The following is a 13158-nucleotide window of genomic DNA, read 5'->3' on the forward strand; positions in this document are numbered from 1 at the left end:
TCAGGCCAAGGACCATTCCCCATCATGGTTGAATTAGAAATCGACGGCAAAAGTGTAGAAGTGCCTGAAGGCAGCATGGTGATCCAGGCTGCGCATAAGGTCGATACATACATTCCTCACTTTTGCTATCACAAGAAACTGTCGATCGCGGCTAACTGCCGGATGTGCCTGGTCGAAGTCGAGAAGATGCCGAAGGCGGTTCCCGCCTGTGCCACGCCGGTGTCGGCGGGCATGATCGTGCGTACGAAATCGGACAAGGCCATCAAGGCGCAGCAGTCCGTGATGGAATTCCTGCTGATCAATCACCCGCTCGATTGCCCGATCTGCGATCAGGGCGGTGAATGCCAGTTGCAGGATTTGGCCGTGGGTTACGGCAAGTCGCAATCGCGCTACAACGAAGAAAAGCGCGTGGTGTTCCACAAGAACGTCGGACCGCTGATCTCCATGGAAGAGATGACACGCTGCATCCATTGCACGCGTTGCGTCCGCTTTGGTCAGGAAGTGGCCGGCGTAATGGAACTCGGCATGCTGGGTCGTGGCGAGCACTCGGAAATCACGTCGTTCGTCGGCAAGACGGTGGATTCGGAATTGTCGGGCAACATGATCGACCTGTGCCCGGTCGGTGCATTGACGAGCAAGCCGTTCCGCTACAGCGCCCGTACTTGGGAACTGTCGCGCCGCAAGTCGATCAGCCCGCACGATTCCGTCGGTGCGAATCTGGTCGTGCAGGTGAAAAACAACCGCGTAATGCGCGTTCTGCCGATGGAAAACGAAGCCATCAACGAATGCTGGATCTCGGACAAGGATCGTTTCTCGTACGAATCGCTGAACAGCGACGAACGTCTCACGCAGCCCATGTTGAAGCAGGGCGGCAAGTGGATCGAGACCGACTGGCAAACGGCGCTGGAATACGTGGCGAAGGGTATCAAGGGCATTACGGCTGACCATGGCGCGAATCAGATCGCCGCTTTGGCTACGCCGCACAGCACCGTCGAAGAACTGTATTTGTTGAAGCAGTTTGCTGAAGGCGTGGGTACGCCGAACGTCGATTTTCGTCTGCGTCAGAGCGACTTTTCCGCACCGGTTTCGGACAGCGCGCCCTGGCTTGGCGTGAAGATCGCGGATCTGTCGAATATCGATACAGCGTTTATCGTCGGCTCGTTCCTGCGTCGCGATCATCCGTTGTTCGCGGCACGTCTGCGTCAGGCCGCCAAAGGTGGTGCGAAGCTCACGTTCCTGAACGCAACAGACGACGACTCGCTGATTCCCGCCGCGCATCGCGTGGTGGCGGCGCCGTCGGAATGGCTCGCGCATCTCGGCAGCATTGCTGCGGCCGTATCCGAAGCGCGCGGTGTTGCTGCGCCGGAAGCGTTCGCCGGAATCGAGGCATCGGTGGCGGCCAAGGACATTGCGGCATCCTTGTCGGCTGGCGACAAGCGCGTCCTGTTGATCGGCAATAGCGCGGTTCAGCATCCGCAGTTCGCGCAGATCCAGGCTGTTTGCCAATGGATCGCGGACGAAACGGGCGCAACGCTGGGTTATCTGACAGAAGCCGCAAACACCGTAGGCGCACATCTGGTCGACGCGTTGCCGGGCGAAGGCGGCCTGAACGCACGCGAAGCATTCGAGCAACCGCGCAAGGGCTACGTGCTGTTCAACGTCGAACCTGCATTCGATACCGCCAATCCTGCTCTGGCGCTCGCCGCTTTGAAGCAGGCCGAAATGGTTGTTGCATTGTCGGCGTTCAAGCACGGCACGGATTACGCCGACGTATTGTTGCCGATCGCTCCGTTCACGGAAACGTCGGGCACGTTCGTCAATGCAGAAGGTACGGCTCAGACGTTCAACGGCGTAGTGCGTCCGCTGGGCGAAACCCGTCCGGGCTGGAAAGTCCTGCGCGTGCTTGGCAGCATCCTGGGCCTGAAGGGTTTCGAATTCGATACCGCCGAAGAAGTCCGTGACGCAGCGCTGGGCAAGGGTGATCTGACTTCGCGTCTGTCTAACAAGACGAACGTGGCGATCAAGGCGGTGACAAAGGCTGCATCGAATGAAGGCAGTTTCGAGCGCCTTGCCGACACGCCGATCTATCATGCCGACGCACTTTCGCGCCGCGCTGAATCGCTACATCTGACGGCTGCGGCGCGCGATGCAAATCTGGTCGGACTGCCGACGTCGCTGTTCGAGAAGCTCGGTCTGAAAAACGGCGATGCCGTGCGCGTCGCCCAAGGCGGTCTCTCGGTAACCCTGCCGGCAGTTCGCGACGCGAATCTGGCGGAAAGCGTGGTGCGGGTATCGACGGGAACGTCGGCCGGTGCAGCGCTCGGGGCTCTGTTCGGTGAACTGGTAGTGGAGAAGGCGTAAATGGGCTTGTTCGATACGATCAACGCAGGCGGGACACAGATCCTCGGCGTCGCCTGGCCCACTGTGTGGGCAGTCATCCGCATTCTCGTGGTGTCGGTGGTGATCCTGCTGTGCGTCGCGTACCTGATTCTGTGGGAACGCAAGCTCATCGGCTGGATGCACGTGCGCCTCGGCCCGAATCGCGTAGGCCCGCTCGGCCTGTTGCAGCCGATTGCCGACGTGCTGAAGCTGCTGCTGAAGGAAGTGATTCAGCCGACGCAAGCCAGCCGCTGGATCTACCTGATCGCGCCGATCATGACCGTGGTGCCGGCGTTCGCGGTTTGGGCGGTGATTCCGTTCCAGGCGAAAGCGGTGCTGGGCGATATCAACGCCGGTCTGCTTTACGTGATGGCGATCTCGTCCATCGGCGTGTATGGCGTGATCCTGGCCGGCTGGGCATCGAACTCGAAATACGCATTTCTCGGCGCCATGCGTGCTGCGGCGCAAATGGTGTCGTACGAAATCTCGATGGGCTTCGCGCTGGTCGTCGTGCTGATGGTCACGGGCAGCCTGAACATGTCGGCTATCGTGGTCTCGCAGGAACACGGCATCTTCGCGAACTGGGGCATCAACTTCCTTTCGTGGAACTGGTTGCCGCTTCTGCCCATGTTCGTTGTGTACTTCATCTCGGGCATTGCCGAAACGAACCGTCACCCGTTCGACGTGGTGGAAGGCGAATCGGAAATCGTCGCGGGTCACATGATCGATTACTCGGGTATGGCGTTCGCGCTGTTCTTCCTCGCCGAGTACATCAACATGATCGTGATCTCGGCGATTGCATCGACCTTGTTCCTTGGTGGCTGGAGCGCGCCGTTTGGTTTCCTGTCCTTCATCCCGGGCATTTTCTGGTTCGTGCTGAAGATCTTTCTCCTGCTGTCCGTATTCATCTGGGCCCGCGCGACGTTCCCGCGTTATCGCTACGACCAGATCATGCGTCTTGGCTGGAAAATCTTTCTGCCGGTGTCGGTGGTGTGGGTGGTCGTGGTCGGGTTCTGGATCATGTCACCGCTGAACATCTGGAAATAATGGGCGGATGAAAAAACCATGAACGCATTACAGAATTTCTTTAAAACGTTTTTCCTGACCGAGTTGCTGAAGGGTCTCGCGCTGACGGGCGGTTATCTGTTCCAGCGCAAGGTGACCGTTCAGTTTCCGGAAGAGAAGACGCCGATCTCCCCGCGTTTCCGTGGCCTGCACGCATTGCGCCGGTACGAAAACGGCGAAGAGCGCTGCATTGCATGCAAATTGTGCGAAGCCGTTTGTCCGGCGCTCGCGATCACGATCGAATCGGAAACGCGCGCTGACAATACGCGTCGCACCACGCGTTATGACATCGACTTGACCAAATGCATCTTCTGCGGTTTTTGCGAAGAAAGCTGCCCGGTTGATTCGATTGTGGAAACGCACATTCTCGAGTATCACGGCGAGAAGCGCGGCGACCTGTATTTCACGAAAGACATGCTGCTGGCAGTCGGCGACCGTTATGAAACGGAGATTGCTGCTGCGAAGGCTGCCGACGCGCCTTATCGGTAAAGCGGAGCGGGGCGCTTGTCTTCACCGCGCCTTTTGCTGTTCCTGCATTTGAATTGACCTGCTGTTCCGGCCCGCGCGCCATGGTTGTAGGTTGCGTCCTTGAAAAGATGCGACACGGCGCGCTTGTGTCAAAACACAAAGCCTAACGATGAACCGGTAATCATGGAATTCACGACCGTACTGTTTTACATCTTCGCGCTGCTGCTGGTTGTTTCAGCGCTGAAGGTGATCACTTCGCGCAACCCGGTGTCATCCGCGCTGTTCCTCGTGCTCGCGTTCTTCAACGCGGCCGCGATCTGGATGCTGCTCGAAGCCGAATTCCTCGCCATCTTGCTGGTTCTCGTCTATGTCGGCGCGGTCATGGTGCTGTTCCTGTTCGTGGTGATGATGCTGGACATCAACCTCGACGTGTTGCATCGGGACTTCAAGCGATTCGTGCCAATCGCGAGCATCGTGGGCGCGATCATCATCATCGAAACGGCTCTGATCCTGTGGCACGGCTACGGTGCGACGGTTACGCCGGTACGCGACGCAATGCTCGTCAATGGCGTGGGTTCCGGCGTTGGCCCGAACGAGGTGATGTCGAATTCGCACCTGATCGGCAAGGTCATCTACACCGACTACATCTTCGCGTTTGAAATTGCCGGCCTGATCCTGCTGGTTGCGATCATCGCGGCAATCTCGCTGACCATTCGCGAGAAGAAGGACAACAAGCGCCAGACGGTGAGCGACCAGGTCAAGGTGCGCGCGAAAGATCGCGTGCGGATTGTGAAGATGAAGTCCGAGCAGGAAGCGCCGGATGCTACGACCAACCCGCCCGTGACCGGCAATGCCGGCGCAGGCACGGTCGATAACAAAGGCTGAGGAGATAAACAACCATGTTGAGTCTTGCCCATTACCTCGTGCTCGGCGCGATCCTGTTCGCGATCAGCATTGTCGGCATCTTCCTGAACCGACGTAACGTGATCATCATCCTGATGGCGATCGAACTAATGCTGCTGGCGGTCAATACGAATTTTGTCGCCTTCTCGCACTATCTCGGCGACATCCACGGCCAGATTTTCGTGTTCTTTGTATTGACGGTAGCGGCGGCCGAGGCGGCCATCGGTCTCGCGATTCTGGTCACGTTGTTCCGTAGCCTCGACACGATCAACGTCGAAGATCTCGATCAGCTCAAAGGTTAAATTCAGGCAAGACAGATATGTCCACGACACTCAATGAAAACCTTCTGCTTGCGATTCCGCTGGCACCGCTTGCCGGTTCGCTGATCGCGGGGTTGTTCGGCTGGAAGATCGGGCGCCGCGCGTCGCACAGCATCACCATTCTTGGTGTGGCGATATCGCTGGTGCTTTCGTGTTTCGTCTTCCTCGACGTCATGAACGGCGCGAGCTTCAACGCGACCATCTATGAATGGATGACGGTTGGTCCGCTCAAGATGGAGATCGGCTTCCTGGTCGACTCGCTGACCGCGATGATGATGGTGATCGTCACCTTCGTCTCGCTGATGGTGCACATCTATACGATCGGCTACATGGCCGACGAAGAAACGGGCTATGAGCGTTTCTTCTCGTACATCTCGCTCTTCACGTTCTCCATGCTGATGCTCGTGATGAGCAACAACTTCCTGCAGCTGTTCTTCGGCTGGGAAGCGGTGGGGCTGGTGTCGTACCTGCTGATCGGTTTCTACTTCACGCGCCCGACGGCCATCTACGCAAACATGAAGGCGTTCCTGGTCAACCGCGTGGGTGACTTCGGCTTCCTGCTCGGCATTGGCTTGTTGCTGGCGTTCGCCGGGTCATTGAATTACGGCGATGTCTTCGCGCATCGCACGCAACTCGCCGGCATGACGTTCCCGGGCACCGACTGGGGCTTGCTGACGGTTGCATGTATCTGCTTGTTCATTGGCGCAATGGGTAAGTCGGCGCAATTCCCGCTGCACGTGTGGCTGCCCGATTCCATGGAAGGTCCGACGCCGATTTCCGCACTGATTCACGCGGCAACCATGGTGACCGCCGGTATCTTCATGGTCACGCGCATGTCGCCGCTGTTCGAATTGTCGGATTCGGCGTTGTCGTTCGTGACGGTGATCGGTGCGATCACGGCGCTGTTCATGGGTTTCCTCGGCGTGGTCCAGAACGACATCAAGCGTGTGGTGGCTTACTCCACGCTGTCGCAGCTCGGATACATGACGGTCGCGCTCGGCGTGTCCGCTTATCCGGTCGCTGTGTTCCATCTTGCTACGCATGCGTTCTTCAAGGCACTGCTGTTCCTTGGCGCGGGTTCGGTGATCATCGGCATGCATCACGACCAGGACATGCGCAACATGGGCGGCCTGCGCAAGTACATGCCGATCACGTGGATCACGTCGCTGCTCGGCTCGCTGGCTTTGATCGGTACGCCGTTTTTCTCGGGTTTCTATTCGAAAGATTCGATCATCGACGCCGTGAAGCTCTCGCATCTGCCGGGTTCGGGCTTCGCGTACTTCGCGGTGGTCGCAAGCGTGTTCGTTACTGCGCTCTATTCATTCCGTATGTACTTCATGGTTTTCCACGGCAAGGAGCGTTTCCGCGGTCCGAAGCATCCGGAAAGCCCGATGGGTATCGAAGAAGCGGCGCGCGCGCATGATGCGCATGGTCACGATTCACATGGCCACGACGCTCACGGCCATGGCCATGGTCCGCATATCCCGCATGAAACGCCTTGGGTCATTACGCTGCCGCTGGTGTTGCTGGCGATTCCGTCGGTGATCATCGGTGCGTTGGCGATCGGTCCCATGCTGTTCGGCGATTTCTTCGCGCACGGCGTGGCGTTCGACAAGGTCATTTTCATCGGCGAGAACCATCCGGCGCTGCACGAAATGGCCGAGGAATTCCATGGCTGGTTCGCGATGGGCCTGCATTCTGTTGCGGGTCTTCCGGTATGGCTGGCGTTTGCTGGTGTCGTGGTGTCGTGGTTCCTGTATCTCAAGCGTACGGATCTGCCGGGCGTGATCAAGCAACGCTTCCTGCCGATCTACAACTTGCTGGATAACAAGTACTACCTCGACAAGATCAACGAAGTCGTATTTGCAAAGGGCGCGGTCGCCATCGGTCGCGGACTCTGGAAAGAAGGCGATGTCGCCGTTATCGACGGGATCGTGAACGGTCTTGCGAAGTTCGTCGGCTGGTTTGCCGGTGTGATTCGCTTCCTTCAATCCGGTTACATCTATCACTACGCGTTCGCCATGATCATTGGCATGTTGGGGCTCTTGACCCTGTTTGTAACGCTCGGCGGCAAATAAGGCGGGGACACCTATCTATGCACTCTTTTCCAATTCTTAGTCTCGCGATCTGGTTACCGATCATTGTCGGTATCCTCGTACTGGCGGTAGGCAACGACAACAATCCGGCACCTTCGCGCTGGATTGCCCTGATCGGCTCGATCCTTGGGCTGGTCGTCACGCTTCCTTTGATTACCGGTTTCGACAATTCGTCGGCCGCGCTGCAATTCGAAGAAAACGTCAGCTGGATCGAACGCTTCAACATCTCGTATCACCTGGGTGTCGACGGTCTTTCAATGTGGTTTGTCGTCCTGACCGCGCTGATCACCGTGATCACGGTGATCGCGGCCTGGGAAGTCATCACCGTGCGCGTGGCGCAATATCTGGCTGCGTTCCTGATCTTGTCGGGCCTCATGATCGGCGTGTTCTCGACCGCCGACGGCATGCTGTTCTACGTGTTCTTCGAAGCCACGCTGATTCCGATGTACATCATCATCGGCGTGTGGGGCGGGGCGAATCGTGTCTATGCCGCGTTCAAGTTCTTCCTGTACACGCTGATGGGCTCGCTGTTGATGCTGATCGCGTTGCTGTACCTGTACACGCAGACGCATACGTTCGATATCGCCACGTGGCACGCATTGAAGATCGGCTTCACCCCGCAGATATTGTTGTTCATCGCGTTTTTCATGGCTTTCGCCGTGAAGGTGCCGATGTGGCCGGTGCACACGTGGTTGCCGGATGCCCACGTGGAAGCGCCGACGGGCGGCTCGGTCGTGCTGGCCGCGATCATGCTGAAGCTGGGCGCGTACGGTTTTATCCGCTTCTCGTTGCCCATCGCGCCGGACGCCAGCCATTTCCTGGCGCCCGTGGTGATCACGTTGTCGCTGATTGCGGTGATCTACATCGGCTTCGTGGCGCTGGTCCAGGAAGACATGAAGAAGCTGGTCGCGTATTCGTCGATTGCGCACATGGGCTTCGTCACGCTTGGCTTCTTTATTTTCAGTACGCTCGGCATGGAAGGCGCGATCATCCAGATGATCTCGCACGGCTTTGTCTCGGGCGCGATGTTCCTGTGTATCGGCGTGCTGTACGACCGCATGCACTCGCGCCGGATTTCGGACTACGGCGGTGTGGTCAACGTCATGCCGAAGTTCGCGGCGTTCGCCATGTTGTTCGCGATGGCCAATTGCGGCTTGCCGGGCACCTCGGGTTTCGTTGGTGAGTTCATGGTGATTCTGGCTGCCGTGAAGTTCAACTTCTGGATCGGCTTCCTGGCAACGTTCACCCTGGTTCTTGGTGCGGCCTACACGCTGTGGATGTACAAGCGCGTGCACTTCGGCGCGGTTGCCAACGAACACGTTGCGAAGCTGAAGGACATCAACAAGCGCGAATTCTTCATGCTGGCCGTGCTTGCTGTATTTACGCTGTACATGGGCCTGTACCCGAAGCCTTTCACCGATGTGATGCACGCATCCGTGGAAAATCTCCTCTCCCACGTCGCGCAGTCGAAACTGCCGCTGGCCCAGTAACGCGTGCGGAGGAATTAAAAGATCATGCAAAACGCCCCAATGAGTGCCTTGTTACCCGATGGACTGTTGATGTTGATGGTCGTCGTAGTGTGGTTGAACGACACCATCTACGGCGTGAAGAGCCGTCAAACGTCCTATTTCATCTCGGTCATTTCGACGATCGTGGTCGGCGTATGGTTCGCCGTCCAGGCACTCGATCCCACGCCGCATTACTTCTTTACGCGCATGTATGTGGTCGATCCGTTCGCCAGCGCAATGAAAGCGGTGGTGACGTTAGGCTTTGCGGTATCGGTCATCTATTCGCGCAAGTATCTTGAAGACCGCGACCTGTTCCGCGGCGACTTCTTCCTGCTTGGTCTGTTCTCGCTGCTTGGCCAGTGCGTGATGATTTCGGGCAACAACTTCCTGACGCTGTATCTCGGCCTGGAACTGATGTCGCTGTCGCTGTACGCCGTGATCGCGCTGCGCAAGGACTCGCCGCAAGCCAACGAATCCGCGATGAAGTACTACGTTCTCGGCGCGCTGGCGTCCGGTTTCCTGCTCTACGGCATTTCGATGCTGTACGGCGCGACCGGTTCGCTTGAACTGAACGAAGTGGCGAAGGCCATTGCAACCGGCCGTATCAACGACGCCGTGCTGCTGTTCGGCGTGATCTTCGTGGTCGCCGGTATTGCGTTCAAGATGGGCGCGGTCCCGTTCCATATGTGGGTGCCTGACGTCTATCAGGGCGCGCCGACGGCCATGACGCTGATTACCGGTGGTGGTCCGAAGGCTGCGGCATTCGCTTGGGGTCTGCGTTTCCTGGTGATGGCGCTGTTGCCGCTTGCAGTCGACTGGCAAGAGATGCTGGTGATCCTCGCCGCGTTGTCGCTGATCGTGGGTAACGTCACGGGTATCGTGCAGAAGAACATCAAGCGGATGCTGGCGTACTCGGCCATCTCGAACATGGGCTTCGTGCTGCTCGGCATGCTCGCGGGCGTGGTCGAAGGCAAGGCGGACGGTGCGGCCGGCGCATATAGCTCGGCAATGTTCTACAGCATCATCTACCTGATCACGACGCTCGGTACCTTCGGCGTGATCATGCTGCTGGCACGCAAGGACTTTGAAGCCGAAACGCTCGATGACTTCAAGGGCCTCAACCAGCGCAGCCCGGTGTTTGCGTTCGTGATGATGATCATGATGTTCTCGCTCGCCGGCATCCCGCCGATGGTCGGGTTCTACGCGAAGCTCGCCGTGCTCGAAGCCACCATGAACGCTGGCCTGACCTGGCTTGCGGTGCTGGCGGTCTTGTCGTCGCTGGTTGGCGCGTTCTACTACCTGCGCATCGTCAAGCTGATGTATTTCGACGCACCCACAGACGCCTCGCCAATCGTCGCCGACAACCTCAAGCGCGCGTTGCTCGCGTTCAACGGGTTGGCCGTACTGGTGCTTGGCATCGTTCCGGGACCGTTGATGAATGCTTGCCTGACCGCAATCACGCACACCTTGCCGTTCCAGTTGTAATGTCGGCTGCGGGCTGGTTTATCGTTTTGTTGGCGCTGGTCGGCGCCAACCTTCCGTTTGCGAATCAGCGTATTTTTGCCGTCGCGCCAATCAAGGCGGCGAAAAAAAGCGCGTGGATTCGCATCGCGGAATTGATCGTGCTTTATTTTGTCGTGGGCGCGCTCGGCTTTATGCTTGAGGCGCGTGCCGGAAACCGTTTCGAGCAAGGCTGGCAGTTTTATGCCGTGACGTTCAGCCTCTTTCTCGTGCTCGCGTTCCCCGGTTTCGCTTACCAATATCTCGTCAAGCGCCGTTGACGGCCAAGGCCGTCGCGGCTTGATCCACGCGTTTGCCGGCCGGTTTGCCGCATGACGCGTTTCCTTCAAGGCGCAAGATGGCTGACAGTTCTTCCCTCGACCCTGCGCATTTCCCGGATTCCGATGCTGGCCTGATCGAGAAGACGGTCGAAAGCAAGTTGCTTCATCAGGGCAAATTTCTCACGCTGAAACTGGATACGGTCGAACTGCCGGATGGAAAGCACGCGACGCGTGAATTCGTCGAGCATCCGGGCGCGGTGATGATCCTGCCGCTTTTCGATGATGGCCGCGTGCTGCTCGAGCGGCAATATCGATACCCGATTCGAAAGGTGTTGCTTGAATATCCCGCGGGCAAGCTCGATCCCAACGAGAGCGAGCTGGCGTGCGCCAAGCGCGAGTTGCACGAAGAAACGGGTTACACGGCACGCGAATGGTTTTTCCTGACGCGGATTCATCCCGTGATTTCGTATTCGACCGAATTTATCGATCTGTATCTCGCTCGTGGACTGACCGCGGGCGAGAACAAGCTCGACGAGGGCGAGTTTCTGGAGACGTTCATTGCGGAGCGGTCGCAAATTTTCGAATGGATCAAAAGCGGCCATATCAGCGACGTAAAGACGATCATCGGCAGTTTCTGGCTTGAGAAAGTGATGTCGGGCGAATGGAAACTCGGCGATCCGGTCAGCGAGTGAACGGTTCAAGATCAACTAAAAGCGGCCTGCGGGCCGCTTTTTATTTGCCCACGTCATCAAAACCACACGTCCAAGCGCGCGGATGACCGCCGGGCTAAAATCAGTCCTACGTTTCCTCGATTCATCAAACAGTCGCAGACGCAAATTTACGAACGACCGTTCACAAAATGCGCTTTTGCGATTAAACTTTCTGGCAAGCCCCAATTAGCATGAAGGTTCTCGACTTGAAGTGCTCGCACGACCATCGGTTCGAAGGCTGGTTTGCTTCGGCCGATGAGTTCGAATCCCAGTTGTCGCGCAAGCTCGTAGCGTGTCCGGTGTGTTCGACGACGGAAGTGAGTCGCATGCCATCGGCGCCGCGGTTGAATTTATCGACAACGCGCTCCGATCGCACCGAGCAGTCAAGCGACAGCAACCGCGCGACTCCAGTGGTTCCGCAGCAGCAGGCGGAGCCCGCGATACAAGCGCGTGCGCTGCAACTCATGCGGGAATTTCTCGCGAAGACCGAGAATGTGGGCGACCGTTTTGCCGAAGAGGCGCGGCGCATGCATTACGACGAAGCGCCCGCGCGCAACATTCGCGGTGTCGCTACGCCCGAAGATGCGCACGCATTGATGGAAGAAGGCATCGACGTGATGCCGCTGCCCGTGCCGGCCGCACTGAAAGAGCCGCTGCAATAAGCCAACATCCGTTGGTTTAGCGCACGTCTCCTCGTGGCCGACTCGGGCCATGAGAGGAGACGAGAGCGCATGGACCTGAATTATTCCCCCGCCGACGACGCATTTCGCGCCGACATCCGCGCCTGGCTCGACGCCAACTTGCCGCAAGCGTTGCGGACCAAGGTACTCGATCACAAACGTTTGAGCCGCGACGACTACGCGAGCTGGCACAAGCTGCTCGGCACGCGCGGCTGGTCGGTTGTCGCCTGGCCGAAAGAATTTGGTGGTCCCGGCTGGAACGCGACGCAGCGCCACATCTGGGACGAGGAATGCGCACGCATCGGTGCGCCGGGCGTGTTGCCGTTCGGCGTATCGATGGTCGCGCCCGTTCTCATGAAATACGGCAGCGACGCGCAAAAAGCCCATTACTTGCCGCGCATTCTCGATGGCAGCGACTGGTGGTGCCAAGGATATTCCGAACCGGGATCGGGTTCGGATCTGGCATCGCTGAGAACTCGTGCCGAGCGCCAGGGCGATCACTACCTGGTCAACGGCCAGAAGACCTGGACCACGCTCGGCCAGTTCGCTGACATGATGTTCTGCCTCGTGCGCACGGACAGCGGCGCGAAGAAGCAGGAAGGCATCTCGTTTTTGCTTATCGATATGAAGACGCCGGGCATCACCGTACGCCCCATCATCACGCTCGATGAGGATCACGAAGTCAACGAAGTGTTTTTCGAAGACGTGAAAGTGCCGGTTGAGAATCTCGTCGGTGAAGAGAATCGCGGCTGGACGTACGCGAAGTATTTGCTTGGACACGAGCGCACCGGCATTGCGCGCGTCGGGCAATCGAAGCGTGAACTGGTATTCCTCAAGCGCCTCGCCGCCGATCAGAAGAAGGGCGGTGTTTCGTTGCTGAAGGATCCTGTGTTCGCGGCAAAAATCGCGGCGCTTGAAATCGAGATCATGGCGCTAGAGGTGACCGTCCAGCGCGTGGTCGCAAGCGAAGCGAACGGCCGTGGACCTGGACCGGAGGCATCGATGCTGAAAATCAAGGGCACCGAAGTTCAGCAAGCGCTGACCGAGTTGATGGTCGAAGCGGTCGGACCGCAAGCCGCTGCGTTCGACCCGGCGTATCTTGAAGGCGAACGCGAGCACAGTCTCGCCGGTGACGATGACGCCGCGCCGCTCGCCGCGTATTACTTCAACTTCCGCAAGACATCGATCTATGGCGGCTCGAACGAAATTCAAAAAAACATCATCGCGCAGATGATTCTGGGCTTGTGA

12 protein-coding genes are annotated in these 13158 nt (G+C 58.2%); all 12 read left to right on the forward strand.

The window, feature by feature from the left end; translation table 11 throughout:
- Positions 1-24 precede the first annotated feature (24 nt).
- The 12 genes from nuoG to HB633_RS15895 all read left to right on the forward strand — a co-directional run bounded on the left by nuoG (position 25) and on the right by HB633_RS15895 (position 13158).
- Positions 25-2361 (forward strand): NADH-quinone oxidoreductase subunit NuoG, encoded by a 2337-nt coding sequence (gene nuoG, locus HB633_RS15840; RefSeq protein WP_213779022.1) that lies wholly within the window; start codon positions 25-27, stop codon positions 2359-2361.
- Positions 2362-3426 (forward strand): NADH-quinone oxidoreductase subunit NuoH, encoded by a 1065-nt coding sequence (nuoH, locus tag HB633_RS15845; RefSeq protein WP_213779023.1) that lies wholly within the window; start codon positions 2362-2364, stop codon positions 3424-3426.
- Positions 3427-3444: 18 nt separating this feature from the next.
- A complete protein-coding gene (gene nuoI / locus HB633_RS15850) occupies positions 3445-3933 on the forward strand; it encodes an NADH-quinone oxidoreductase subunit NuoI (protein WP_050381450.1) in 489 nt (162 codons plus the stop codon).
- 162 nt (positions 3934-4095) lie between these two features.
- The gene (locus HB633_RS15855) at positions 4096-4797 is read left to right on the forward strand and encodes an NADH-quinone oxidoreductase subunit J (RefSeq protein WP_213779024.1); all 702 of its coding nucleotides are present in this window, start codon (positions 4096-4098) and stop codon (positions 4795-4797) included.
- 14 nt (positions 4798-4811) lie between these two features.
- Positions 4812-5117, forward strand: a complete 306-nt coding sequence (gene nuoK, locus HB633_RS15860) for an NADH-quinone oxidoreductase subunit NuoK (protein WP_031360677.1) — start codon at positions 4812-4814, stop codon at positions 5115-5117.
- Between the two features lie 17 nt (positions 5118-5134).
- Positions 5135-7213 carry an NADH-quinone oxidoreductase subunit L gene (nuoL, locus tag HB633_RS15865; protein ID WP_213779026.1) on the forward strand — a complete coding sequence of 693 codons (2079 nt, stop codon included), beginning with the start codon at positions 5135-5137 and terminating at the stop codon, positions 7211-7213.
- Positions 7214-7230: 17 nt separating this feature from the next.
- On the forward strand, positions 7231-8721 hold the full coding sequence (locus HB633_RS15870) for an NADH-quinone oxidoreductase subunit M (protein WP_213779028.1): 1491 nt from the start codon (positions 7231-7233) through the stop codon (positions 8719-8721).
- A 24-nt stretch (positions 8722-8745) separates the two neighbouring features.
- Positions 8746-10224, forward strand: coding sequence for an NADH-quinone oxidoreductase subunit NuoN (nuoN, locus tag HB633_RS15875; RefSeq protein WP_255580942.1), 1479 nt, complete (start codon positions 8746-8748; stop codon positions 10222-10224).
- The gene (locus HB633_RS15880; protein ID WP_213779029.1) at positions 10224-10520 is read left to right on the forward strand and encodes a DUF2818 family protein; all 297 of its coding nucleotides are present in this window, start codon (positions 10224-10226) and stop codon (positions 10518-10520) included. Before nuoN ends, HB633_RS15880 begins: the two co-directional genes overlap by 1 nt.
- A gap of 77 nt (positions 10521-10597) precedes the next feature.
- The gene (locus HB633_RS15885) at positions 10598-11212 is read left to right on the forward strand and encodes an NUDIX hydrolase (protein ID WP_213779030.1); all 615 of its coding nucleotides are present in this window, start codon (positions 10598-10600) and stop codon (positions 11210-11212) included.
- A gap of 209 nt (positions 11213-11421) precedes the next feature.
- Positions 11422-11892: a DUF1178 family protein gene (locus HB633_RS15890; protein ID WP_213779031.1), complete on the forward strand. Its 471-nt coding sequence runs from the start codon at positions 11422-11424 to the stop codon at positions 11890-11892.
- Between the two features lie 69 nt (positions 11893-11961).
- On the forward strand, positions 11962-13158 hold the full coding sequence (locus tag HB633_RS15895) for an acyl-CoA dehydrogenase family protein (RefSeq protein WP_213779033.1): 1197 nt from the start codon (positions 11962-11964) through the stop codon (positions 13156-13158).

This window comes from Caballeronia sp. dw_276, from assembly GCF_018449635.1.
GTDB lineage: Bacteria > Pseudomonadota > Gammaproteobacteria > Burkholderiales > Burkholderiaceae > Caballeronia.